Annotated in this window: 25 protein-coding genes; 10 read left to right on the top strand and 15 right to left on the bottom strand. The window is 59.9% G+C overall.

Features of this window, described 5'->3' with window-relative positions:
- A partial coding sequence (locus tag VIH17_03180; GenBank protein HEY4682234.1) for a helix-turn-helix transcriptional regulator occupies positions 1 to 805 on the bottom strand: 805 nt, incomplete at its 3' end.
- A gap of 189 nt (positions 806 to 994) precedes the next feature.
- Between VIH17_03180 and VIH17_03175 the strand changes: the two genes are divergently transcribed.
- The 4 genes from VIH17_03175 to VIH17_03160 all read left to right on the top strand — a co-directional run bounded on the left by VIH17_03175 (position 995) and on the right by VIH17_03160 (position 5,027).
- The gene (locus VIH17_03175; GenBank protein HEY4682233.1) at positions 995 to 1,315 is read left to right on the top strand and encodes a hypothetical protein; all 321 of its coding nucleotides are present in this window, start codon (positions 995 to 997) and stop codon (positions 1,313 to 1,315) included.
- A gap of 91 nt (positions 1,316 to 1,406) precedes the next feature.
- Positions 1,407 to 2,075, top strand: a complete 669-nt coding sequence (locus tag VIH17_03170) for a PAS domain S-box protein (GenBank protein ID HEY4682232.1) — start codon at positions 1,407 to 1,409, stop codon at positions 2,073 to 2,075.
- A 370-nt stretch (positions 2,076 to 2,445) separates the two neighbouring features.
- Positions 2,446 to 3,120, top strand: coding sequence for a hypothetical protein (locus tag VIH17_03165; protein ID HEY4682231.1), 675 nt, complete (start codon positions 2,446 to 2,448; stop codon positions 3,118 to 3,120).
- 332 nt (positions 3,121 to 3,452) lie between these two features.
- A complete protein-coding gene (locus tag VIH17_03160) occupies positions 3,453 to 5,027 on the top strand; it encodes a radical SAM protein (GenBank protein ID HEY4682230.1) in 1,575 nt (524 codons plus the stop codon).
- Positions 5,028 to 5,326: 299 nt separating this feature from the next.
- Here the strand turns inward: VIH17_03160 and VIH17_03155 are convergent, their stop codons facing one another.
- Positions 5,327 to 6,361 carry a ThiF family adenylyltransferase gene (locus VIH17_03155; protein ID HEY4682229.1) on the bottom strand — a complete coding sequence of 345 codons (1,035 nt, stop codon included), beginning with the start codon at positions 6,359 to 6,361 and terminating at the stop codon, positions 5,327 to 5,329.
- A 181-nt stretch (positions 6,362 to 6,542) separates the two neighbouring features.
- Here VIH17_03155 and VIH17_03150 point away from each other — a divergent pair, with 181 nt between their 5' ends.
- Together VIH17_03150 and VIH17_03145 are read left to right on the top strand one after the other, a co-directional pair.
- Positions 6,543 to 7,217 (top strand): protein-L-isoaspartate(D-aspartate) O-methyltransferase, encoded by a 675-nt coding sequence (locus tag VIH17_03150; protein ID HEY4682228.1) that lies wholly within the window; start codon positions 6,543 to 6,545, stop codon positions 7,215 to 7,217.
- Positions 7,210 to 7,944 (top strand): dolichyl-phosphate beta-glucosyltransferase, encoded by a 735-nt coding sequence (locus tag VIH17_03145; GenBank protein HEY4682227.1) that lies wholly within the window; start codon positions 7,210 to 7,212, stop codon positions 7,942 to 7,944. The genes VIH17_03150 and VIH17_03145 overlap by 8 nt, the downstream gene beginning before the upstream one ends.
- On the opposite strand, the gene VIH17_03140 is transcribed toward VIH17_03145, so the two are convergent.
- Positions 7,941 to 8,378, bottom strand: coding sequence for an NUDIX hydrolase (locus VIH17_03140; GenBank protein ID HEY4682226.1), 438 nt, complete (start codon positions 8,376 to 8,378; stop codon positions 7,941 to 7,943). The two genes, VIH17_03145 and VIH17_03140, sit on opposite strands and share 4 nt — an antisense overlap.
- Positions 8,379 to 8,514: 136 nt before the next feature.
- On the opposite strand from VIH17_03140, the gene VIH17_03135 reads away from it, so the two are divergent.
- From VIH17_03135 to VIH17_03125, 3 genes are all read left to right on the top strand, one after another.
- On the top strand, positions 8,515 to 8,748 hold the full coding sequence (locus VIH17_03135) for a hypothetical protein (GenBank protein HEY4682225.1): 234 nt from the start codon (positions 8,515 to 8,517) through the stop codon (positions 8,746 to 8,748).
- Between the two features lie 128 nt (positions 8,749 to 8,876).
- Entirely contained in the window at positions 8,877 to 9,263 is a 387-nt protein-coding gene (locus VIH17_03130) for a carboxypeptidase regulatory-like domain-containing protein (GenBank protein ID HEY4682224.1), read from the top strand.
- On the top strand, positions 9,263 to 9,622 hold the full coding sequence (locus tag VIH17_03125; protein ID HEY4682223.1) for a carboxypeptidase-like regulatory domain-containing protein: 360 nt from the start codon (positions 9,263 to 9,265) through the stop codon (positions 9,620 to 9,622). Before VIH17_03130 ends, VIH17_03125 begins: the two co-directional genes overlap by 1 nt.
- 18 nt (positions 9,623 to 9,640) lie before the next feature.
- Here the strand turns inward: VIH17_03125 and VIH17_03120 are convergent, their stop codons facing one another.
- The 12 genes from VIH17_03120 to VIH17_03065 all read right to left on the bottom strand — a co-directional run bounded on the left by VIH17_03120 (position 9,641) and on the right by VIH17_03065 (position 23,510).
- The gene (locus tag VIH17_03120) at positions 9,641 to 10,225 is read right to left on the bottom strand and encodes a glycerol-3-phosphate acyltransferase (protein HEY4682222.1); all 585 of its coding nucleotides are present in this window, start codon (positions 10,223 to 10,225) and stop codon (positions 9,641 to 9,643) included.
- The gene (locus VIH17_03115) at positions 10,225 to 11,178 is read right to left on the bottom strand and encodes a diacylglycerol kinase family protein (GenBank protein ID HEY4682221.1); all 954 of its coding nucleotides are present in this window, start codon (positions 11,176 to 11,178) and stop codon (positions 10,225 to 10,227) included. The genes VIH17_03120 and VIH17_03115 overlap by 1 nt, the downstream gene beginning before the upstream one ends.
- A gap of 158 nt (positions 11,179 to 11,336) precedes the next feature.
- Complete coding sequence (gene tyrS, locus VIH17_03110) at positions 11,337 to 12,554, bottom strand: tyrosine--tRNA ligase (GenBank protein HEY4682220.1); 1,218 nt, start codon at positions 12,552 to 12,554, stop codon at positions 11,337 to 11,339.
- Positions 12,555 to 12,640: 86 nt separating this feature from the next.
- Positions 12,641 to 13,246: a phosphoribosylglycinamide formyltransferase gene (gene purN / locus VIH17_03105; protein HEY4682219.1), complete on the bottom strand. Its 606-nt coding sequence runs from the start codon at positions 13,244 to 13,246 to the stop codon at positions 12,641 to 12,643.
- Positions 13,243 to 14,316: a phosphoribosylformylglycinamidine cyclo-ligase gene (purM, locus tag VIH17_03100; GenBank protein ID HEY4682218.1), complete on the bottom strand. Its 1,074-nt coding sequence runs from the start codon at positions 14,314 to 14,316 to the stop codon at positions 13,243 to 13,245. Before purM ends, purN begins: the two co-directional genes overlap by 4 nt.
- Positions 14,317 to 14,458: 142 nt before the next feature.
- A complete protein-coding gene (purF, locus tag VIH17_03095) occupies positions 14,459 to 15,877 on the bottom strand; it encodes an amidophosphoribosyltransferase (GenBank protein HEY4682217.1) in 1,419 nt (472 codons plus the stop codon).
- Positions 15,878 to 15,880: 3 nt separating this feature from the next.
- Positions 15,881 to 18,175 carry a phosphoribosylformylglycinamidine synthase subunit PurL gene (gene purL, locus VIH17_03090; GenBank protein ID HEY4682216.1) on the bottom strand — a complete coding sequence of 765 codons (2,295 nt, stop codon included), beginning with the start codon at positions 18,173 to 18,175 and terminating at the stop codon, positions 15,881 to 15,883.
- A 46-nt stretch (positions 18,176 to 18,221) separates the two neighbouring features.
- Entirely contained in the window at positions 18,222 to 19,637 is a 1,416-nt protein-coding gene (locus VIH17_03085) for a M20/M25/M40 family metallo-hydrolase (GenBank protein ID HEY4682215.1), read from the bottom strand.
- Positions 19,638 to 19,694: 57 nt separating this feature from the next.
- On the bottom strand, positions 19,695 to 20,390 hold the full coding sequence (gene purQ, locus VIH17_03080) for a phosphoribosylformylglycinamidine synthase subunit PurQ (protein ID HEY4682214.1): 696 nt from the start codon (positions 20,388 to 20,390) through the stop codon (positions 19,695 to 19,697).
- Positions 20,391 to 20,435: 45 nt separating this feature from the next.
- Entirely contained in the window at positions 20,436 to 21,899 is a 1,464-nt protein-coding gene (gene glmU / locus VIH17_03075) for a bifunctional UDP-N-acetylglucosamine diphosphorylase/glucosamine-1-phosphate N-acetyltransferase GlmU (GenBank protein HEY4682213.1), read from the bottom strand.
- A gap of 73 nt (positions 21,900 to 21,972) precedes the next feature.
- A complete protein-coding gene (locus VIH17_03070) occupies positions 21,973 to 23,019 on the bottom strand; it encodes a YvcK family protein (protein HEY4682212.1) in 1,047 nt (348 codons plus the stop codon).
- A gap of 11 nt (positions 23,020 to 23,030) precedes the next feature.
- The gene (locus VIH17_03065; protein ID HEY4682211.1) at positions 23,031 to 23,510 is read right to left on the bottom strand and encodes a hypothetical protein; all 480 of its coding nucleotides are present in this window, start codon (positions 23,508 to 23,510) and stop codon (positions 23,031 to 23,033) included.
- Between the two features lie 569 nt (positions 23,511 to 24,079).
- Here VIH17_03065 and VIH17_03060 point away from each other — a divergent pair.
- A partial coding sequence (locus VIH17_03060) for a GTPase domain-containing protein (protein HEY4682210.1) occupies positions 24,080 to 24,726 on the top strand: 647 nt, incomplete at its 3' end.

Below are 24,726 nucleotides of genomic sequence, written 5' to 3'. Positions count from 1 at the left end.
AATAGAGCGGGGTGGGTCGCTTTCCCTTGAACCTCAGCTTCTTTAGAAACTCGATTTCCTCCTCAGTAGCATCACCGCTCAGGGAAGGCTTACGAAGGAATTCTTTGAGCCCCGGCTCTTCCTCGGGAGGTTGTTCGGGTTCCCTCTCAACAAACTCAAATTTCTTAGGGTGCCCTGGGGCCAGTCTGCGGTTTAAGACAATTTCTATACCAAAAGTCACAAGGTCGATATCCCACGATTCAATCAGCGGATCCAAGAATGACACGCAGTTTTCAACCGACACGTTGAAAATATCTGTGTCCAGGAACTCGAGAATGATGACCCGCGTCTGTTCATAGCTTCGGCCGCTGAGTCGAGCCACCAAGCGGAGCCAGTTCTCACTTTCCAGTTCTTCTTTGGTGACTCTCTTGACCACGTCCAACAGCTTCTGCGTGACGAGGCGTTCGAGTTCGCCGAAGGGCTGCTTCTCAAAAATCGCGCGTACTTGTTTTTCTTTGTGGGGATTGCATTTGCGCAGAATCAAGTCTCGAACTTGTTTAAACAAGGGCGTGGGCGGCCCGCTTAATTTTTTCTTCAATTCTTCTTTACGCTGGAGGTCAGCCAGCTTCGCAAGCTCACCGCTAGGGAGCTTCAAAAATTTTCCCATCTTGTCATAAATATCTGTCCGCTCAGGTGCGGGGGGCGCTTTTTTTCGTGTCAGCAACTGGGAGATGTAGGACTCCGTAACTTCGGCGGCAGTTGCCAGTTCCCGCTGCTCAAAACCCAGCTCTTCCAGTCGCTGCCTAATCACTAAAGGAACATCCACGGCTCCCTCCCTTGGCTTAACTCTTTTTGCTTAAGCCTAGAAGTCATTTCAAAATATCCCAGATTTAGCTTGACAAGTCAAGTAAATTGACCTAGAATGGTTAATTGACTGAGGGGGTGCTAGGCTAACCTAAACTAATTCGGGTTATCTGTAATCGCGCTCTTGGCCACGACAACCTAGGAGGTTGACATGTTTGCACGCAGAGTTTCCATGCAGTTGAAGCCCAACAGTATTGTGGAGTTTACGCGGACGCTGGAGAAGGAAATCATTCCCCTGCTTCGAAAGCAGAACGGGTTCCAGGACGAGATCACGTTCGTCGTCCCGGGCGGGACGGAAGCGTTCGGACTCAGTTTGTGGGACCGCGAAGAGAACGCGGAAGCCTACAACCGCGGAAGCTATCCAGGAGTGCTGAAGACCCTGGCAAGAGTGGTTGAAGGAACTCCTCAGGTTCACACCTACGAGGTTTCCAACTCGACCTTCCACAAGATCGCCGCTGCCGTAACAGCCTAAAGCGGACGGGTCTTTTCATTTGGGGGCGGCCAAGTCCGCCCCCCCCAGTTTTTCGGCGAAGGGGAAACTACAAGAACACAGGAGATTTCCAATGCTTACGAAAATCAGAGAACGGGTGGAGGAGGCGCCACTACGAGATGAGGCCCTCGGGGAAAGCGAGGCAAAATTCCGTACCTTAGCCGAAACTATTGCATCTGCGATCTTCATTAGTTGGCGGAAGCGGCTGCACTATGTAAATCATGCCGCCGAGGTCATCACCGGCTATACACGAGAAGAGCTCTTATCCATGAATTTCTGCGATCTTGTCCATCCTGATTCTCGAGAACTGGTCATAAACCAAGGGCGCGCGCGCCAAGGGGAGATCGGGGTCGCTTCGCGGTATGAGGTCAGGATTCATACCAAAAATCGTGAGGAGCGTTGGCTCGACATCACTGCAGCAACGATTGACTTTGACGGCGTCCTGGCCCGGCTGGTTTCAGCCTTCGACCTCGCCGAGCGCAAACGGGTGGAAGAGCACGTACAACTGTTGGCCGTAACCGACCCGCTTACTGGCTTGGGCAATTACCGCCGGCTCCTCGACGCAGAGGTCAAACGATCCGAGCGCACTGGACGACCGTTTGCCGTTCTCCTGCTCGACCTGGATGGGCTGAAGAAGAAGATCAACGACGGCTACGGCCGCATGATTGGCAGCCGGGTATTGTCCCGCCTCGGCGATGGGCTCCGCGTCTATTGCCGGGCTATCGATACAGCCGCGGCATAGGGCGGCGACGAGTTTGCCGTCATCCTGCCCGATGCGCCGGGATACTCCAACCAGATCGGAGGAAGGGCTACTCTTCCATAGGTCGCCCTATTCCTTTATGGATCATCCACTGCGAACGCTGCTGTACGAGTTGTTCCTGGAGCCGTTCCTGCGGCTGTTGCAACAACCGTTTGAAGGAAAGGCCTACGCCCGTCGAACGAAGAACGATACGAGAGGGGCAGCATGAGAGCTCACCCACATGGAGTTGAACGTACCCTCGGAATCCCGAAGCGTCATGGCCCCCCGGGGGCACTCGCATCTTTATGATGGTTACACAGCCGAATTTGGAAACAGCTTCCAATCTTCAAACTTCTCTAGGTAAGGCGTTCAAATGAAAATTACGCGCAATCTGGCCATTTTCCTCCTTATGATCCTGCTTTCAGCTCCTTTGATTCACGGGCAGGATCTTTCCAAGTATCGTAACTTTTCGTTCGGAATGAGCTTGGTCGAACTATCGAAGCGGGTTAATTTAAATCCGCTCCAGACGAAGCTGATCCACAAGCGCCCGGCGGTCATTCAAGAGTTCACGTGGTGGCCGCGGGAATCTTCTGACTCTTCGCTCCAAGCGGACTCGGTTTGGCAGGTTTTCTTCAGCTTCTACAATGGCGAGCTCTACAGGATTTTGGTGACTTATGATCGGCAAGCCGCAGAAGGGCTAACTGCCGAGGACTTGGTACAAGCCATCTCGGCGCAGTACGGAACTGCAACGAGGCCTGCTGCCGAGATCAGCTTCCCGACGAACGAGCTGTATAGGTCGACAGAAAAGGTCATCGCCCGCTGGGAAGATTCGCAGTACTCGATAAGCCTTTTCCGTTCTAGCTTCCTGAACTCTTTTGGGCTTGTCATGTTTTCGAAACGGCTGGATGGACAAGCTGAGGCTGCGATTGCCGAATCCGTGAAGCTGGAGGGGCAAGAGGATCGGCAGAAAGAAATCGAACGCCAGAAAAAAGAAGCCGGCAACCTGGAAGTGGCGCGACAGAAGAACAGGAAGACTTTTCGCCCTTAATGTGGCTAGAGAACAACGAGCTAGTCCCGGCATCTTCCCCTTGCTGCCCAATTCTCCCTTACAGTTTGCGTGATGGCAGGCTAGCGGCTTCATTGTTTTTCCTGTTAAAGACCACACCCACGGACCCACCACCCAGTTTCTCCAGAGAACGCGACAGTGGGGACGTTCTTGATTCTCGTCCTCGCTTGTCCTGCCGGCACAATTAGGACGCGCCGGGCCCCCCATTTGCGCACCTTTTTGAATTAAAAAATGAAAATAGCGATTGATGAAGCTGAGAGAAACGACTTTATTTCCTCGACTTTCTAATAGTTTAGTGTATAGTCCCAGTTTCCGTGAATATTTTGCTCTACAATCCGGACAATAAAGTCACGCACAACTTCATACCGCATCTTTGGATGTTTCTTCTCAAATCACTCACCCCCGTCGGTCACAATGTGTTTCTGGTGGATGGCAATGCGCAGCCGATGAGCGAGAAGGAACTGGTCCAGTATCTCCGGGAAAAGCGCATAGACTTGGTCGGGATTGGTGCCATGACTCGCATGGTGGCGAAGGCCTACCGGATGGCGGATGCGGTGCGCGCCGTGGGGGTTCCGGTGGTCATGGGAGGTCCTCACGTCACCGAGGTGCCGGACGAACCTCTGGGGCGCGACGGCGGCCCTTGCCACGCGGACGCGGTCGCCTTGGGCGAGGCCGACCAGACCTGGCCACAAATTGTTGCCGATGCTGAGCGCGGTACCCTGAAAAAAATTTATGCCCCTCTCGATGCCGCCGGGAAAGAGGTCAAGCCCTCCCTGGCCGATTATCCGGTGATCCCTTGGGACCGGATGGACCTGGACCAATTCAACCTGATCAAATGCTTCCCCAAGATGGCGCGGCGCATCCTCTCGCGCATGGGCATGACCTGGCAAGCCTTTCACCTGATCCCCATTGAGTCCGGACGTGGCTGTCCGTACGGCTGTGAGTTCTGCACGGTGACCGGGTTCTTTGGCGACTCGATTCGCTTCCGTTCGGATGAGAGCGTCGTCAATGAATTGTTGCTGCTGAAATCTTTGGGGAAACGCCAAAAGGGGAAAATCGCGGTCTTTTTCATCGACGACAACTTTGCCATTAACCCCAAACGGACCAAGTCACTCCTCCGGGAGATCATCGCCCGTGATGCTCAAGTGCCCTGGGTGGCACAAATCAGCATGAACCTGCTACGGGACGAAGAACTGGTCTCCCTGATCGCCCAGAGCGGCGGCAAGTGGATCTTCATGGGGCTGGAGTCGATTGACCCCGAGAACCTCAAGAGCGTGAGTAAGGGGTTTAACAAGCCGGAGGAATATAAAGCGGTCCTGGAATGCCTCGCACGACACGGCCTTTATGCCATTACCTCCTTTATTTTCGGGATGGACAGCGACCGCCCCGGCGTGGCCCAGCGCACTCTGGACACGATTCGTACTTGGCCGCCGGGACTGCCTGTGTTCGGTCCACTGACACCTTACCCGGCGACACCGCTCTACGACAAGCTGGCTTCAGCGGGTCGGCTCAGCCGCCCGAAACACTGGCTGGACTTCAGGCCTTTCGTCATGGCCTTTTCGCCCCAAGCGATTTCCATTCACCAGGTGAGCGACGAACTGAGGCATGCTTGGGAGTCGTCGTACAATCCGGCCGCCAACGCCTCCGTCATGAAGTGGTTGGAAATGAAATCCTTCCCGGATCGCCTCATCCACCTGCTTGCCCGGCTAGCTTTCCGAGGAATCTATTTCCCGCAGATGAAACGGAGGGCGTGGGTGCGGCTTGTTTTCGAAAATCGAAGCCCGATTCTCCGTCTGGTCTTTCAGGCACTGCAGAAGAGATTCAGCTCCCGGCGGCCGGCGTTGAATACCGCCTCTTCCCGGCCGCGGCACGTGGCTACCTCCTCGTAAGCGCTCAGGGAGAAGCGCAAGGGTCGCATGCTGAGCCCCACCTGCGTATCAGCGAGCAGGATATTCAGGAATACTTACAACGGCGCTATCCCCACAAACCCTCGTAAGGCGGGGACCTGCTGCGGACCCCTCGGCTGAGCTGGCTGTGCGTGCCGAAACGGTTTGTTTTCGGCATGGCAGCGGCACCCTACAGAATGCTAGAACAACTTCAGAACAAGACTTGTCAGAGAGAGCTTTTTTCGAATAGAGCGAAGGAAAAAGGCGAGACGAGTTCACAAGTTGGCTCCACGTTGTCATAACTACCCGCCCAGGTACTTTGCGTAGAGGGACCGCGCCACGGCAGGGTCTTTGGTGCCTTTGATGATGGCTCGGCCATCGGGGAAGACCGTGAGTTCGTAGGGCGGAATCGAACAGCGAAGCAAAAAATCATTGCTGCGGACGGAGCCAAGGCGCCCGAGTTTGGCGCGCAGGTCGCCCAAGTCCAAGCGGCGGTTGTGTTCGTGAATCTGCACGGAATCGCGGCCGCACATCGTCACGTGCGGCTGCGCCTCGCCGGCCAGATAAACGAACTGGCGCTTTCCGCAGGGTAGGCAATCGGGGTTGCGGTCGGGCACGCGCATCGCAGCGCGCTGGTTGGTCCACATGTCGATCGAGATCAATTGGCCGTGCAGGGCATCCTCGCGGCCCAAAAGCAACTTCATCGCCTCGCTCGCCTGGATCGCGGCAATCGTCTGAGCGGCGACCGCCAACACTCCCAGGGTGTCGCAGGTCTCGACCAAGCCCAGCGCCGGGCGCTCCGCAAGAACGCATGCCAGGCAGGCCGTCTTGCCGGGCCGGATCGTCATCGTCACGCCGTAACTGGCCACCGCGCCGCCATAGACCCACGGGATATTTCGCTTCACGGCCACGTCGTTGATGAGGAACCGCGTCTCAAAATTGTCGGTGCCGTCGAGCATGACGTCGCTCCCCTCGACCCATTCCTCAATCGTTTTCGGGGTAGCGTCGCCGACAACCTCCTCAATGCGGCAATCGGGGTTGATGGCGAGGAGCTTTCGCTTGGCGGCCACCGCTTTGGGCAAGGACTGGCGCGCATCCTCCTCGTCGAACAACGTCTGACGCTGAAGGTTGCTGGCTTCGACAAAGTCACGGTCAATGATCCGCAGCCGGCCAATGCCCGCGCGCACCAAAGTATCCGCTTGGGCCGAGCCCAAAGCCCCGCAGCCAATAAGCACCGCTTTCGCGGCAAGCAATTTCTCCTGGCCCTCTTCTCCGATTTCGCGAAAGAGGATCTGCCGCGAATAGCGCTCCCTCCAATTTTTGCTGGTTTCGTCCATCTTCCCTGGGAAGCTTTGCCCGCATTCGGGCTAGCCCGCATTGGGGATCGCCCGCCCCTCATAAGCATGATAACCCAATCCGATAAAACGAGCGCAAAACCCTGCCAGTGCTATACTCTTATTGAAATTTTGCGCGGCTTCGAGTCCCGAGGATTTGGGATCGGTTCCCGGAGCGCAAGAGATGAAAGGCAACGGCTCCGCCGGCCACGCCACTCTCGAACTGGCCACGTTGCGCCAGGTCATGGTGGAGTTGCAGCTTCGCCGCCGTGGCATCCTCGACGAACGCGTCCTGCAGACCATGAATGAAGTTCCCCGGCACGAATTTGTGGCGCCAGCCTACGTCTTTGAGGCTTACGAAGATCATCCTTTGCCCATCGGCGAGGGCCAGACCATTTCCCAACCTTATATGGTGGCCGTCATGACGGAAGCGCTCGAGCTCCATCCTGCCGGCAAAGTGCTCGAAATCGGCACCGGCTCGGGCTACCAAACCGCGATCCTGGCGCGACTGGCCGGGCAGGTCTTCACCATCGAAAAATTCTCTTCCCTGGCAACTGCGGCGGAAGAGCGGCTCCGCGGCATGGGTTTCACCAACATCCTGTATCGGACGGGCGACGGCTCGGGCGGTTGGCCGGAACATGCCCCCTATCACGGCATCCTCGTCACCGCCGGCGCGCCTTTCGTCCCCGAGGTGTTGGTGGACCAGCTTGCCGAGGGCGGGCGCCTGGTCATCCCGGTGGGTGATACCAATCAACAGGAACTCTTGCAGGTGGTGCGGCGGGGTTTTGAGCGCGAAATTCATAGCATCAATTATTGCCGCTTCGTGCCGCTTACCGGAAAACACGGTTGGGGTGAATAGCCTGGACATCGATCTCTCCATCGTCATTCCCGCCTACAACGAAACCCGCCGTCTTCCCCAATCGCTGGAGCGAATCTATGCCTGGCTTCGTTCCCAGCCGCTCGGCTGGGAAGTGATCGTCGTGGATGATGGTTCGACGGACGGGACGCTCGAGCTCGCCCGGCAATTGGCCGAGCGGTATCCCAACCTCCGGCCACTCGCGAACGGGCGAAATCGCGGCAAGGGGTATAGCGTCCGTCACGGAGCGCTTGAGGCGCGCGGTCGCGCCGTCCTTTTCACCGATGCCGACCTTTCGGCACCGATCGAAGAAGCCGGCAAGTTGATGGCTGCCGCCCGGGAAGGCTATGCGGTAGTCGTGGGCTCGCGCGCTGTTGACCCGAGCCTGATTGAGATACACCAATCGGCTGTGCGCGAGCTCGCGGGAAAAATCTTTCACCTCCTCGTCCGGCTGCTCACCGGGTTGAGCCTCCAGGACACTCAGTGCGGCTTCAAATTGTTTGATCGAGAGGCGACCCGGCCCATTTTTGAGCGGCAGAAGATTGAGCGCTTCGCTTTTGACCCGGAGGTTCTTTTCCTGGCAAAGAAACAGGGTTTGCGGATCGCTGAAGTGGGAGTCCGTTGGAGCCATGATGCGGAGTCGCGCGTGAGCTTGCTTCGGGATGGCTGGCGCATGTTCCTCGAGCTGGTGAGGATGCGCTGGAATTGGTTTCGAGGTCGCTACCGCTAAGCCGCCCGCTGGCGGAACGCTTTCCGGATGATCTCCGCAGCCTTGGCGGAAATTTCGTAGTCAGCGAGCCGGGCCTCCTCCACCCAGGCGACATCCAGGACATCCGAGCTGGCCCGCGCTTCTCCTTCCAGACGCTCGCAGAGATAGTCAATCAGGACGAAATGGAAGCGGGCGCGGCCCTTGGCGTCAAGCATGATCCGTTCGAACACCTCCACTACACCCAGTGGCCGCACCACCAGACCGGTTTCTTCCTGGAGTTCGCGCACCACCGCGTATTCCAGCGTCTCGCCGGTCTCTACCATCCCGCCGGGGATGCTCCACTCGCCCTGGCGTGGTTCATTGGCGCGGCGAATGAGCAAGGTCCGGCCCTTCTCAATCACCACGCCACCCACGCCCACGTAGGGCCGATCCGGATATTCGCGCGACCCGGGCATTTTGGAACAACCTCCGTTCTCCCTGCGGGAAAGGTCACCGCCCAGGGGCCTAGCGAAAAGACTTGACAAACGCTCCCGCTTGAATCGAGATATATAATAGCCCTTTGCGTGAGGAAAATCCTGGGAGGTTACTTCGGTGGCCAAGTGTCCCGAATGCGGTGTCCTAATTGACCTGGACGAAGACGAAATCGAAGAGGGCGAGGTCCTCACTTGTCCCGATTGCGACGTCGAGCTCGAGGTGGTGCATACCCACCCGGTTGAGTTGGACGTGATCGAAGAGGAAGAGGAAGAAGAAGAAGGCAAAAAGGACTCCGGGAACGGCGATCATGCCCAAGATGAGGAGGAGGAAGAAGAGGAAGATTATCCTTAGCGCGCCGGCAGTCCGGAGTGTCACCATTCTTCGCGCAGGCGTGCGTTTCTCCTCCGATGCTTGAGACCTTGATTCCCCAGCCCCTTTCGACTCCAGGGAAACGGTTCGCTTCGCCCCTGCGGAGATCGGTGTCGCCACCTCTATCCCGCGCATTGAGTTTTCTCCTCCTCGCGGGAGTGGCTTCCGTCGCCGCCAAGGAGCAACCCAGGTATGCGCTCGTCTATGGCAGTGTCTTCGATGACCGGGGCATGGCGTTTCGGGGAGCGCGCGTCGTCGTGACCCCACTCAGCCCAAACCGGCCTGGTGCCGCCGTGGTGCGAGGCAAGCCTCGCTGGAAGGCCGTTTCCGATGCGCGCGGCGAGTTTGCCATCCGCCTTCCCGCAGGCAAGGGAAACTATTCCATAGCGGTCGAAGCCGTCGGCTACGGCGCGCCGCCGCAAACGGTTGAAATGCAGTCTGAAGAACGAGTGGATGTTCTCTTCCGCATGGAGCCGGTGAAGGAGCGGAAAAAATAATGCCGGGGAGCCGAAGGTTTGTGCTGATGCTGGCGATGGCCATGGCGGGATTTCTGGCAGCGTCTCTGCTTATCGCCAAGAAAGCCCCGGAAATTCGGAAGGTCAAGGGCATCGTGATCGATGCCGAGGACACGCCCATCGCCGGCGCCATCGTCTATTTGAAGAATTTGAAAACGAAAAAGAATCTGAGCGTTACCACCGGCGACGACGGCAGCTTCTTGTTCCCCGATATCGACCGCAAGGCGGACTACGAGATCCACGCCGAATACAAAGGGGCATCGTCCTCGGTCCGCACCCTCACCAGCTTCGACCCCCGCCTGACGATCATGCTTAACCTCAAGATCGTCACTCAGAAATAGCTGAATTAGACTTGGGCTCTAGTGTTTTCGGAAGGCGCGACGGAGAGCTTGCCGGAGCATCCCGAACTCCTCGCCGTGCTTTGCCGCGACGACGGCGACGAGCGCCAGAGAGAACACAAGATAAGTGGGCGATTGCTCGAAGGCCCAGAGGAAGAGTGGCGTCGCAAAGATCATCGCCAGTGCTGCCGGTTCCGGCCGGCGAGCCAGCGCCATCAAAACGGCACCCAGGGCGAGGATGCCGAGCATCGCCAGGGGCGAGATGAGAAGCAGCACCCCGCCAGTGGTGGCGATGCCGCGGCCCCCGCGAAACTTGAGAAACGGTGAGAAGCAGTGCCCCGCCACGACCGCCACGCCCGTTATCATCACGAGTGTCCAGGGCGCGTGACGCCACCAGGGCAGCGCCACCGCCGCCAGCCCTTTGGCCATGTCGAGCAGCAGCACCGCCAATCCTGCCCTCCAACCGGCCACCCGGCGCACGTTCAGCGCGCCGGGATTCCCGGAGCCTTCTCGGAGAACGTTCTTGCCCCGCAGGCGCGCCACCCAGACGGCAAACGGCAAGGAACCGAGAAAATAGGCCAGCGCAACCCAGCCAACCGCCACCATCACCGCGACGCACCTCCCATCGGCACCAGCATCGGCAACGCCTTTTCGAGCACGCGAATCTTTACCGGACTCCGCGCCATAAAATCGCCGTCGGCGTAGTAATCACCCGGCGGGTCGGTGCGGATTTCGATTTCGCGCGCTTGAAAATATTCCACTTCGGGTTCACTCAGGTGTTCGCCGTGAATGGCCCGGGGCAAGACCTCCAGCATCCGTGCCCATGACATTTCCCGAAACAGGCAGACATCCAAAAGGCCATCGTCCAGCCGTGCGCGTGGGGCGACACGCAGGCCCGAGCCGAAACTTCTTGCATTCGCCACAATCACCGACGTCATCTTCCCGGCGAGCACTTTTCCGTCCGCGCGCAGCTCGAAGTCCATCGGCTGAAAACCGGCCAGGGTGCGAAGAGTGGCCAGAACGTAGCGGAATTGTCCGCGCAGCCAGGCGGGCGCCAGGTTGGCGCGACGATTCGCCATCGAATCGAGGCCAATGCCTCCGATGCAGGCATACACTTCAGCGCCCACTTCAGCCACGTCCACCCGCCGCACACGGCCGTTCAGCAAAACGTTGCACGCCGCCAGCGGATCGCGAGGCAGGCCGAGGTTCGAGGCAAAATCGTCGCCGCTGCCGCAAGGGATGATGCCGATCGCCCCGCCCATCTCCTCGCCCTGCGCCGTACGGTGCGGGGCCTCGCCCATTAAAGAGGTATGGCGAACGGCATTGATGACCTGATGGACCGTGCCGTCGCCGCCGAGCGCGACCACCCTCCGGCAACCGGCCTCGGCTGCCTGACGGGCTTTCTCGCGAAGCTCTTCGGCGCTCGAAGCTTCCTCGAAATCGGCCGCGTAGCCGACTTGCGCCAGGTAGTCACGGGCAGCCCGAGCAATTTTCGTCGCTTGCCCGCCTCCTGCTTCGGGATTGACGAGGATGACGGTGCGGTCGGTCCGAGGAGCCATCACATCGCCTTATCCATGAATCGTGTAGGGATGTCACCGCAAGGCGTCCCGCCCACCCAACGTTGTCATCCTGACGAAGCGAAGGATCTGCTTTTCAACGACCGCGACGCTGAGATTCTTCTCCCGCCAAGCGGGATCAGAATGGCAAACAGAACCGTTCACTCGACAACGACGCGGAGGAATTTCTTCTTCCCCGCGCGCAGCAGGAACTCTCCGCGTTGCGCCAGTTCTATCTCCCTCTTCACGTCATCCTCGCGCTTCCCGTTGATTTCAACCCCGCCTTGCTTGATCAGCCGCTCCGCTTCGCTGCGCGAGGACGCAAGGCCGAGCTCTACCAAGAGCACGGTTAGGCGCCGGGCTTCTCCACACGGCCGCTTGTGCACGGGTGGCTCCTCTGGAGCCTGGCGGTCGCGGAAGACACGCTGGAATTCTTCTTTAGCCTTTCTTGCCGCTGCCGCACCGTGGAAATCCGCAATGATCGTCTCAGCAAGAATCATTTTCTCGCCCATCGGGTGGGCCGCACCGGCCCTGACTCTTTTACGGAGGTCCTCGATGATTTCAGGGTCTCGGTCGGTGAGCAACATGTGGTATGACCACATCAAATCATCCGGAATGGACATTAACTTGCCAAACATTTCTCCAGGCGGCTCAGTGATGCCGACGTCGTTCCCCAGGCTCTTGCTCATTTTGCGCTCGCCGTCCAGACCCACCAGGATGGGCAGGGTGAAAGCCACTTGCGAGGCCTGGCCGTATTCGCGCTGGATGTCGCGGCCGATGAGGAGATTGAACTTCTGCTCCGTGGCACCAAGCTCGACATCGGCCTTGAGCGCCACCGAGTCGTACGCCTGCAGCAGCGGGTAAAGCAGCTCGTGCATGGCGATGGGGTGATTGCCCGCGAGGCGCGAGCGAAAATCCTCGCGTTCCAGCATGCGCGCCAGGCGATAATGCGCGCAGAGCTTGATCATGTCGTGGCCGGTGAGTTTGCCGAGCCACTCGCTGTTGTAGCGCACCTCAGTTTTGTTTTTGTCCAGGATTTTATAGACCTGCTCGAGGTAGGTCTTGGCGTTGGCCATCACCTCTTCGCGCGAGAGCGGCGGGCGCGTCTCGGATTGTCCGGTGGGGTCGCCCACCATCGCGGTGAAATCGCCGACCAGGAAAATGGCCGTGTGGCCGAGCTCCTGAAAATGTTTGAGCTTGCGCAGCACGACGGTATGGCCCAGGTGCAGGTCGGGCGCGGTCGGGTCCACGCCCAATTTCACCCGCAGCGGCTTGCCGGTCCTCACCGAGTTCTCGAGCTTCGCCCGCAGTTCATCTTCGCGAATGATTTCGGCCGCGCCTTTTCTTAGATAAGCGAGTTGTTCTTCAACAGCCTTCATTTTTCCAAAGAATTCCCAATCAGGTTATGTGAATTTCCCCAAAGGGTCAAACGGGGTTATCTCGCCAATGCTGGCAAGCTGAATAGTCACCAGGTCAAAACCCGGCGGCCTTCAATGCGAAATCGTTCTTCCAACACGATTCGGATTGCTTCTGAATAAATGCGGTGTTCTTCTTTGAGGATGCGCGCCGAGAGCGTCTCCACGGTATCGTCGTTTTCCACCGGCACAACCGCCTGCACGATGATCGGCCCGGCGTCAAGGTTTTCATCCACGAAATGGACGGAGCAGCCGGTGACCTTGACGCCGTGTTCGAGCGCCTGGCGCTGCGCTTCAAGGCCGGGAAAAGCCGGCAGCAGCGCCGGATGGATGTTCAGGATGCGATGGGGAAAGCGGCTGATGAAATAGGGAGAGAGCAAGCGCATGAATCCGGCGAGACAGACCAGATCCACCTTTTTCTCCTCGAGCACCGCCACCACCTGCCGGTCGTACTGCTTGCGCTCCAGGCCCTTGGAAGGGATGACGGCGGTCTCGAGGCCCCTCTGGCGAGCTTTTTCAATTCCGGGCGCATGCTCCCGGTTGCTCAGGACGATGGCAATCTCCGCCTTGGGAATTCTTCCGGAGGCGACGTTGTCGGCAATCGCTTCGAAGTTCGAACCGCGGCCCGACAGCAGGATGCCGATGCGCTTGTTCACGCAAAGCTCCCGTGGTAGACGACTCCGGTCTTGCCGCGCTTGCCCCGAGCGGCGTCGAGGGGTTCGATGCGGCCGATGGGAAAACACTTTTCCCGCCGCCGCTTCAGTTCCTTTTCCACTGCCTTGAGGTTAGCCGGCGGCACCACCACCACCATGCCCACGCCGCAATTGAACGTGCGCAACATCTCGTCCTGGGTTACGTTCCCGAGCCGCTGCAGATAAGAAAAAAGGGGCAACACCGGCCAGCTTCCCAGTTCAATCACCGCGCACAGATTTTTGCCGAGCACCCGCGGAAGGTTATCCGTGAGGCCGCCGCCGGTGATGTGGCACAGGCCGCTCGCCAGTTCCCGGGCGACGACTTCCTTCAAGGCCGGCAGGTAGCACCGGTGCGGCTTGAGAAGCTCCGCGCCGATTTTGTTTCCCACTTCAGCGACATAGCTATCCAGTTTCAGCGCGGCGATCTCGAACAGGAGCTTGCGCGCCAGGGAATAGCCGTTCGTATGAAGTCCCGAGGAGGGCAGGGCAAGGAGGAGGTCGCCGGGTTGGACCTGTTTCCCGGTCAAGATGCGTTTGCGCTCCACCACGCCCACGATGAATCCCGCCAGATCGTATTCGCCCGGTTGATAGAAACCCGGCATCTCGGCCGTTTCGCCGCCCACCAGGGCGCAGTCGGCGAGCTTGCAGGCCCGGCTGATGCCATCCAGGATTTGTTCGACGACCTCGGGCACCACCTTGCCCATAGCCAGATAATCCAGAAAGAACAGCGGAGTGGCGCCCTGGGTGAGGATGTCGTTCACGCAGTGGTTGACCAGGTCGCTGCCGACAGTGGAATGAACGCCCATGGCGAAGGCCACCTTCAACTTGGTGCCGACGCCATCGGCGCTCGCCACCAGCACCGGGTCGCGCCAGCGCTTCTTGTCCAGGGCAAAGAGCGAACCAAAGGTGCCGATTTCGCTCAGCACGCCGGGCGTGAACGTGCGCCGGGCGAGCGTTCGGATTTTCGACTTTGCCCGTTCGGCGCGGTCAATGTCCACGCCCGCATCGGAGTAGCGGATTGACGGGTTAGCCATGGTCGGGAAAACCACCCCGGGGTCTTGGGATGACGGAAGCGGGCAGCCTGACTACCGCCACCCTAGAAGCACTACCTTGGTCCTGCTGGAAGTTTGAAGAGGGAGGCATGGGGTTGGATTTCAAGCTTCCTGCCTCTAACCTCTAGCTTCTGTTTTCTTCGCGCGTCAGGGCCTCGACGGGAATCCACTCCGTGGGATAGCGTCCCGTATAGCAAGAGGTGCAGAAGCGTCCCTCGCTATCCGAGACCGCTTGCCGAAGCGATTCCAGAGAGAGGTAGCCGAGCGAATCGGCCCCGATGAAGTCCCGGATTTCTTCCACCGAGTGGCTGGCGGCGATCAATTCACGTTTGGTGGGCGTGTCCACCCCGTAGTAGCAGGGCGAGATCGTCGGCGGACAACTGACCCGCATGTGAACCTCAACCGCTCCCGCTTCACGGACCATGCGGACAAGTTTTCGGCTGGTGGTTCCGCGGACGATGGAATCGTCCACCAGGATGATCCGCTTTCCCATGAGCAGGTCGCGCACCGGGTTAAGTTTCAGCTTCACGCCGAAATCGCGGATGGACTGCTCCGGCTCAATAAAGGTCCGGCCAATGTAATGATTCCGGATCAGGCCCATCTCAAAAGGAATTCCCGATTCATGCGCGTAGCCAATTGCTGCCGGCATGCCCGAATCGGGCACCGGCACAACCAGGTCGGCTACGGCCGGATGCTCGCGGGCCAGCAAGCGGCCAAGCATTTCACGGCTCTGCTGCACCGACCGGCCGAAGACCACGCTGTCCGGGCGCGAGAAATAAACGTGCTCGAAGATGCAGTACTGGTGAGGGGTGGGCGTCGCAAACCGGATGGATTCAGCGCCCTCGGGGTGAAGCCGCAGCATCTCCCCCGGCTCAATCTCCCGGAGGTAACGGGCGCCGATCAGGTCCAGGGCGCAGGTTTCCGAGCCGACCACGTAGGACGAGCCAAGCTTTCCGAGGCACAACGGCCGAAAACCGCGCGGATCGCGGATGGCATAAAGCTCATGCGGCGTGAGCAGCACAAGCGAATAGGCGCCGACCACCTGATTCAAGGCATCGGCCAGCGCCTCGGTCAACTGGGTGGCGCGGGAGTGGGCCACGAGGTGAACGATCACCTCGGTGTCGCTGGTCGTTTGAAAAATCGACCCGGCTGCCTCCAGCTCGGCGCGCAAAACGTTGGCGTTGACCAGATTTCCGTTGTGCGCGAGCGCCAGCAGCCCCTTGTTGCAATCAATCAAGATCGGCTGAGCGTTGGCCAGACTGGTGTCGCCGGCGGTGGAATACCGTGTATGGCCGATGGCGGTGCGGCCCGGCAGCCGCTTTAGCGCCTCCGAGGAAAAGACATCGGCCACCAGACCCATCCGGCGCTCGGCGTGAAATCGCCCGCCGTCCGCCGAAACGATCCCGGCGCTCTCCTGTCCGCGGTGCTGGAGGGCATAGAGCCCCAGGTAGGTGAGCTTGGAGGCTTCGCGGTGGCCATAGATGCCAAAAACACCGCATTCTTCGCGGAATTTGTCATCGGGTGGCCAGGGTGTTTCGTGCATGGACTACCTGACTTGCAAAAGCCCCTCGAGGGCACTCGACCACTCGTGGCGAAGTCGGCTGACCTCGCTTGCGAGAACGACTCGACCGTTGCGCCGCACAATCAATTGCGCTGGAATGGTCCTTCCCATCGCCCGGGTCGATACACCATATTCTGCCGCAATGCTTAACACCTCGGCAAGGTGATTCTCCGGCGCGGAAATCACAATCCGCGAAGGGCTCTCGTCAAAAAACGCAAACTCTGCCGGCTCGGCGCCATCGAACGTGATGTCCGCCCCGAGGTCAGCCGCCGGGCTGGCGAAGCAACTCTCAGCAAGCGTCACGGCAAGGCCGCCGTCGGAAACGTCGTGGGCGCTGTTCGCCAGGCGCCGCCTGAGAATTTCGAGAACGGCCTCGTAAAGTTTTCTTTCAGCGTCAAGATCAATGGTCGGAGGTTCGCCTGCCGTGATGCCGGCAACGACCTTGGCATATTCGCTCGACGAAAAATTTCGGCGCAGTTGTTCAAGCGGGCCCGGCGCGCCGCCAGAGCCGGTTTCCAGCAAGATGATCCAGTCGCCGATCTCCCGAAACCCCATTCCCATGGCGCAAGAAATATCTTCGATGACGCCGAGGATCCCAATCACCGGAGTCGGATAGATGGGTTGGCCGAGGGTCTCATTGTAGAAACTGACGTTGCCCCCCGTTACCGGCGTTCCCAGGGCGCGGCATGCTTCCGCCATGCCGTCAATCACCTCGCGGAACTGGCCCATAATGACCGGTTTTTCGGGATTGCCGAAATTCAAGCAGTTTGTCGCGGCAATGGGTCTCGCTCCGCAACAAACGACGTTCCGGCAAGCCTCGGCGACGGCGAGCTGCGCGCCGCGTTTGGGATGGAGCCAGCAATGGCGGCCGTTGCCGTCCACGCTCAATGCGAGCCCGCGTTGGGTTCCTTTGAGACGCAGCACCGCCGCATCGCCCGCGCCCGGTCCGACGACGGTATTCGTCCGCACCATGTGGTCGTACTGTTCAAAAACGGTTCGCTTGGAAGCAATGGACGGCGAGGCCAGCAAGTGAAGAAAATTTTCGGTCAGGTCGCTTCCCTCGGGAAGAAAATCGTAGAGCGGGCCCTCGGCGCGCGCCGGAGTCTCGAGCGGCCGCTCGTAGAGGGGGCAATCCTTCGCCAGCGCGCCACAGGGAATCTCGGCGACTACCTGGCCGTGGTTCCGCACGCGGAGCATGCCGTCGCCGGTCACCTGCCCGATGGTGGCCGCGTCCAGACCCCATTTTTGGAAAATGGCAAAAACCTCTTTTTCGCGGCCTTTTTCCCCAACCAGCAGCATGCGCTCCTGCGATTCGCTCAGCATGATTTCGTAGGGCGTCATCCCGGTTTCACGCTGCGGCACATGCTGAAGGTCAATCTCCACGCCGGTTCCGCCGCGCGCGCCCATCTCGCAAGTCGAACAAGTAAGCCCGGCCGCGCCCATATCCTGAATCCCGACGACTGCTCCGGTCCGCATCGCCTCTAGGCAGGCTTCGAGCAGCAATTTTTCCATGAAGGGATCGCCCACCTGGACGTTGGGGCGCTTCTGCTGGGATTCTTCGCTGAATTCAGCGGAAGCGAGTAACGATGCGCCGTGGATGCCGTCGCGGCCCGTCTTGGCGCCGACGTAGATCACCGGGTTGCCGGCGCCGCGAGCGCGGGCGTAAAAGATTTGCTCGCGGCGGGCGATGCCGAGCGCCAGCACGTTGACCAGCGGGTTCCCGCTGTAGGCGGGCTCGAAGGCGATTTCGCCGCCGCAGGTCGGCACGCCGAAGCAGTTGCCGTAAAACGCGATCCCGCCCACCACCCCTTCCAGCAGCCGGCGATTGCGCCGCGCCAGCGCCTCGTCTCCTTGGACTTCCGACGCGCGGATGGGCCCGAAGCGCAGCGAATCCAGCACGGCAATCGGCCGCGCCCCCATCGTGAAAATATCGCGCAAGATGCCGCCCACGCCGGTGGCCGCTCCCTGAAACGGTTCGACAAAACTGGGATGGTTGTGCGATTCGATTTTGAAAACCGCCACCCAGCCGTCGCCCACCTCCACCACGCCGGCGTTTTCTCCCGGGCCTTGCAACACCTGCGGGCCTTCGGTGGGCAGCCGCTTCAAGTGCACCCGCGAACTCTTGTAAGAGCAGTGCTCGCTCCACATCACGCTGAAGATGCCGAGCTCGGTGAACGTCGGCTCCCGGCCGAGGATTTTCTTGATCCGGGCGTATTCTTCGGCGGTCAGCCCGTGCTGCGCGGCCACCGCCGCGTTGACTTTTACTTCGGTTTCAATCATCGAGGGTCGGGTAGGCGGTATGGCCATACGCCCCTACAAAAACTTTTCATTCGGCTTTGCTGAAGTTGTACACCACTTCCCACATCAATCGCACGCCCTCGGTGAAGGCCTTCACCGGGATGCGTTCGTCGTTGCCGTGGGCGCGGTCCACCTCCGCGTCGGCGAGAGCGAACGGAACAAAGCCGTAGCTCACGATGCCGAGGTCGCGAAAGAAATGGCTGTCGGTGAAGCCGGTCTGAACCGGGAAAACAAACCCTGCCTCGGGATAGTTTTGCTTGACCACCTTGCGGATCGTCTGCGCGAGCGGCGTATCGGCCGGCGATTCGGTATGGGAAAAGTTGAGGATCGTTTCCACCCGGATGGTGTCGTCGCCGATGACGTCTTTGACTTCGCGGATCCAATCCGCCATGGTGACGCCCGGGAGCAGCCGGCAATCCACGTCCGCCGAAGCCACCGGGGGAATGACATTCACCTTCTTACTGGCGTTCAGGATCGTAATGGAGATGGTATTGCGCAAGAGCGCGGCGTAGCGCGGGACCTTTTCGAGTTCGGCAACGAATGCCGGATCGCGAAAACTTTCGCGCATATTCTTGAGACGCCTGTTCAACGGCGGCTCATAGGGCGCAACCGACTCAAAGTAGCGCTCGATGGCCGGGGTCAGGCGCACCGGCGACTTGTAGGTTCGCAGGCGCTCGAGCGCAGCAAGCAGTCGGTTCACCGCCGAATCGGTTCTCGGCACCGACCCGTGCCCCGGCGTGCCGGTGGCGACGAGCCGCAGCCAGCCGGGAGTTTTCTCGGTGAAGCCGAGACCGAAATAAACGGGCCGGCCCTGCTCGTCCGCTTTGGCGCGCGCGCCTTCGTTCAACAAATAGCCCGCGCCCCGGATCCACTCCGGATGTTCACGAACCACCCAGCCAGCGCCCAGCATGCCGCCGGCTTCCTCATCGGCCGTGGCCAGGAAGATGACGTCGCGGCGGAGCGGCACCTTGTTCCGGTGAAGCATGAGAAAGGCCATCAGTTGAGCAATGCCCTGACCCTTCATGTCCACTGCGCCGCGGCCCCAAACGTAGCCCTCCCTGGTCTCGCCGGAAAAAGCGTCCACCGACCAGAATTCCTGGTTCACGGGAACCACGTCCATGTGGCTCAGGAGGATGATGGCTTTGTCCCGGCCGGAGCCTTTGAGACGGGCGACAAGGTTCGCCCGGCCCGGCGCTGATTCCCCCGCCTCATAGGGAATCCCTTCCGCCTCCAGAATTTTTTTGAAAAATTCCACGCCGCGCGACTCGTTGCCCGGAGGGTTGCTGGTATCCGCTTTGAGGTAGTCCGTCAAGAGCGTGACGGCCTCGGACTGCGCCGCATCCCAGTTGATCGGCTGGGCAGACGATTGCGCCCAACCCTGACCAGCCGGGTTCGCCAGGATGAGACACACCCAAAAGAAAAATCCACTGCCGCGTCGGATCATGGGCACTGCTCCTGATGAGGATAGGTCAAGCGAGTCCCGAAGTCTTGGGGAACGCCGCTAGTGGGTCACGAGGCTGGCCACCATGGACTGAAAAATCAGCCGACCATCCACCGAGCCCATCAGCAATTCCGAAGCGCGTTCCGGATGCGGCATCATCCCGAGAACGTTCCGCTCGCGATTCAAGACACCGGCGATCGCGTCCGTCGAACCGTTCGGATTGGCTTCATCGCGCAGTTCGCCCGCCGGGGTCGAGTAGCGAAACACAATCCGATTTTGCTGCTCGAGTTCGGAAAGGGTATCGGGATCGACAACATAGTTGCCGTCGCCGTGCGCGATGGGAATTTCGAGCACCTGGCCCCTCCGGCAGACGTTGGTGAAGGGCGTCTCAGTCGTCTCGACCCGCAGATGGACGGGCCGGCAGATGAACTTGAGCGAGCGGTTGCGCACGAAGGCCCCGGGCAGCAGTCCCGCCTCGCAGAGAATCTGAAAGCCATTGCAAACGCCCAGCACCAACCCGCCGCTCGCGGCAAATTTCTCCACTGCCTTCATCACCGGTGAGAAGCGAGCAATGGCGCCGGTGCGCAGGTAGTCGCCGTACGAAAAGCCTCCCGGAAGAAGGATGGCGTCGAGGTGGTGGACGGCGGCGGACTGGTGCCAGACCCATTCGACCGGTTGCGCCAGAATTTTTCCGATGACATGGTAGGCGTCGTGGTCGCAATTCGAGCCGGGAAAAACGATGACGCCAAATTTCATGCGCGGGTGGCTCCCTTGAAAGAGAAATTCATTCTAGCACACGGCTCAACGGCGCCGGCTCCGTTTCTTGCCCCGGCGTCCACCTCGCTGGCCTGTCTTCCTGGTGCGGGGCCGCCGCGCTTCGGCGGCGGCGATTCGCTTCTGCGCCCGCACCCAGCCCGGTTTGTTCACCTGTCGCGCGCGAGCGACGGCAAGTGCGCCCGAGGGCACGTTCTCCGTTAACGTGGAACCGGCCGCCACATAGACTTTATCTCCGATTTTGATGGGGGCGATCAGCTCGGTACCGCTGCCGACAAACACGTTGTCGCCGATCCGGGTGGGATTCTTTTTGACGCCGTCATAATTGCAGGTGATGGTGCCGGCGCCGATGTTGGTCTTCTTGCCGATTTTGGCGTCGCCGAGGTAGGAAAGATGCATCGCCTTGGCGCCTTCGCCCAGGACGGACTTTTTCACCTCCACGTAGTTGCCCACGCGCGCCCCCGGGCGAATTTCCGCCCCGTCGCGAAGGTGAGCAAAGGGCCCCACCACGGTGTCCTTGCCGAGGCGGGATTGAGTTACAAGGCACCACGGGCGGACAGTGACTCTGTCCTCCACGATAGCGTCCGTTAGAACCGAATAGGAGCGAATCAAACAGCCGCGACCGATTTTTGTCTTGCCGAGCAATTGGACGCCCGGCTCGATGGTGGTGTCGGCGCCGACGGAAACATCGGCGTCAATCATCACCGTTTCCGGCATGTAGATGCTCACCCCTGCGGCCATCAAGGCTTCGGCCTTGCGCCGGCGGAGGATGCGGTCCATTTCCGCCAGTTCGGCGCGGGTGTTGGCGCCCAGCGCCTCGTGAAAATCAGCGACAGTGTAGCCGGCCACCTCCTCGCCCGCTTCCCGCAGGAGGGCGATGACGTCGGTGAGGTAGAACTCCCGGTGCGGATTGTTTCGGCCCAGCCGTTCGAGGAGGGGAAAGAGTTTGGGCGGGCGGAAAACATAGATGGATGAGTTGACTTCGGCAATTTGGCGCTCGTCCGGCTTGAGAGACTTTTCCTCGACAATGCGTTCCACGGCAGCGGCGCGGCGCACAATTCTGCCGTAGCCGGTGGGATCGGGCAGGATGGCGGTCATGAGGGTGGCCGCGGCGCCGGCATGGCGATGACACTCGAGCAGCTCAGCGAGACTTTGGGTGCGGACAAGAGGCGCGTCCCCCGGAAGAATCAGGATGTCAGCAAATCCCCGCGAGAGTTTTCGGCGCGCTACCCTGACCGCGTGGCCGGTGCCGAGCTGGGGCTTCTGAATGATTACTTTCGCTCCGGCTGCCTCGGCAATACGAGCCACCTCTTCGGCCTGGTGCCCAACCACGACAAAGACGGCGCGGGCGCCAAGCGGTTTGACCGCGGCGAGCACGGCTTCCAAAAGCGTTCTCCCACCCGCCCGGTGCAGCACCTTGGCCAGGTTGGATTTGATCCGGGTGCCTTTGCCGGCGGCAAGAATGAGAACAGCGAGTTCAGGATGTTTCACAGCGCGTGACTCCGGTGCGTAGCCGACGCAGGTATTCTCGCCTGTTCAAAAGATTTTGACAATGAGAACCCAATCAAGGAATGCGCAGAAGAAGGAGTTGAGCGAGCTTATCAGGGTCGTGCCGGGCCACGCGGTCCTCGACCAGAAGGTCCTCGACGATGTAACCCACCCCGAGGCGATCGAGCGCCTCAAGGTCGTTTCGAACCTGGTCGGCCCCCTGGCGGCGATACTTTTCCAGCAGGGCCGGGGAAACAGCTTTTCCATTGAGCACCACCCAATTGATCAATTTTCCTCCGGCATGGTCATGGATAGCCTCGACGTGCTGCGCGGCCGTCAAGCCGATCGATTCGTGGGGTTGCGTCATGAGATTGCAGATGAAGACCTTGGTGGCCTTCGACTGGCGGATCTTTTTGGCCATCCCGCGCACCAACAGGTTCGGAATCATGCTGGTGAAAAGCGACCCGGGGCCGATGGTGATCAGGTCGGCTTCCTCGACGGCGCGCAGCGCTTCCGGCAAGGGGCGGGCGTTCGGCGGAACCAGCTCGATGCGGCGTATGCGGCCTTTGCTGGCGGTGATGCGGGTTTCACCATCCACCCTCCGGACGTCCTCCAGGGTTGCGCGCAGGGTGACGTTCTGGGTGGTGGAGGGAAAAATTTGTCCCCGGATGGCGAGCACTTCGCTCGAGAGTTTGACGGCTTCGGCAAAATCGCCGGTGACATGGGTCAGGGCGGTCAGGAAGAGATTGCCGAAGCTGTGTCCTTTGAGACCTCTGCCGGAAGCAAAGCGATAGCGAAAGAGACGGGCGAGCAGAGCGGCATCCTCGGAGAGGGCCACCATGCAGTTGCGGATGTCGCCCGGAGGGAGCATGCGGAAGTCGCGGCGCAGCCGGCCCGAACTCCCGCCGTCGTCGGTCACCGTTACCAGCGCCGTCAATTCTTCCGGCTCAAGCGGCCCTTGAGGCCCGACGTACTTCTTGAGTCCCGTCAGAAGCGTGGCGAGCCCCGTCCCGCCGCCGAGGGCAACTATCCGTAGCGTCCGTCCCTTGCCCCGATCCATCGGGGCGAAGGCTTTGGGAGGGCCTGTGCGATCCGTCTTGCCGCCGGTTTGCTGGGAATGCATGCGCGTCGCCTTCAGGCGGAGGGGGATTCTCGCTCCGGGTACAGCAGTTCGGTGAAGCGCGGGTCATCCAGCAGGGGAGCAAAATCGTCGTCGTTGCGAGCCTGATAGCGATTTTGGGCGCGGAGGACAATGGCTCGTTTCAAATGCTCTAGGGCCGCCTCGGCGTCGCTCGAAGCGCACGCCAGGGTAGCGAGCGCGTAGTGGACATAGTCAGCCTTGGGCGCCAGCTTCCTGGCTTTTTCCAGTTGCGGCATGGCCTCTTCCAGCCGGCCCATGTTCATCAACGAGACGCCATGGTCGTAGAAATCTTCAGCGGTTTTCAGTTGCACAGGCGCCGGCCTCGCCATCCGCTGGCGGCAGATTCGCAGATGGACTTCGGCGCGTTCGCAAAGATTCTTGGCCGGGCCGGTCAAAACTTTTTCGAAGATCTCCAGGGCGCGAGCAAATTTCTGCCGGGCAAAGAAGCGCACGGCCAATTCGTACCGCTTCAACTGTTGCTGGATGCGCGGGTCGGTCGGCTCCTCGGCTGGCTTTGGTCGGCGGAGCGGGATAGTGTGGCTCCGCCGCGGCCGAATCTTGCTGCCCGCATAGTGACGTATCCTTCCGGCACTTCTAGATAACCTTTTTGTTTTCATACGATTGACACGACCGCGCCGCACACGGGTTCGCCCTCCGTGGCGCCTTCGGAGTTTCGAGGGCCTGCTGGCCAAACTGCCTCCGTTGGGGCGGGTTATAGCAAACCCCTTATCTTCCGTCAAGTTAAAGGCGAGGCACAGCTTAGGGTCGGAAGGAGGTGGCAATCGCCATGGCCGATAACCCTTCCCCTTTTCGTCAGTTACCCATACAACCCGCGTCCCTACTTCCTCCTGCTTCGAACATTGCCTGCGCAAGCTCTTCACCGCATTTCTGTGGGAGGAGTTCTGTCTCAAGCAGACCACTCAGGGCGCAACAGGGGCAGGCCCGAGCTTGACCGTTCCGCCCTTTTGCAATCGGTAGCAGCTTGCCCCCGTTGGAGTTCACTCGACAGCAATGCCGAGCGTTGACGCTTCGGGCAAGAAGCTTGGCCGAGCGAGCCCAGTATGCTATAAAGGTAAAGCTCAGCATCCGCGAGGACGGCCAGGTGTCTTTTATTAACTATGCCGCCCGCGAGATCAACTGCAAGCTCGTCTATTATGGTCCGGGGTTGGGCGGGAAAACGGCTAACCTGCAATGGATCTACGAGCATGCGCCGTCCAACCAAAAGGGCAAGATGATCTCGCTGGCGACGGAAACCGATCGCACGCTCTTTTTTGACTTCCTGCCGCTTGACCTGGGGACGGTTCGCGGATTTCGCACCCGCTTCCATCTCTACACCGTGCCGGGACAGGTTTTCTACGACGCCAGCCGGAAGCTCCTGTTAAAGGGCGTGGACGGGGTGGTCTTTGTGGCCGACTCCCAGGAAGAGCGGCTGGACGCCAACCATGAGACGATTGAAAACCTTCGCGAAAACTTGAAGGAACACGGCTACAACTTCGACCACATTCCCTACGTCTTGCAATTCAACAAACGCGACCTGCCCAACGTCTTGCCCTGCGACGTCTTGACGCGCGAGTTACAGCAGAAGGGTGAGCCGACGCTCGAAGCCATCGCCATACTGGGCTCGGGCGTCTTTGAAACGTTGAAGGTGCTTGCCCGCCAGGTTCTCACCGAACTCCGCCGGGGCGGATA

Source organism: Candidatus Acidiferrales bacterium (assembly GCA_036514995.1).
GTDB lineage: Bacteria > Acidobacteriota > Terriglobia > Acidiferrales > DATBWB01 > DATBWB01.
The sequence above is the reverse complement of the archived record's forward strand: the minus strand, read 5'-3'. Positions and strand labels throughout refer to the sequence as shown.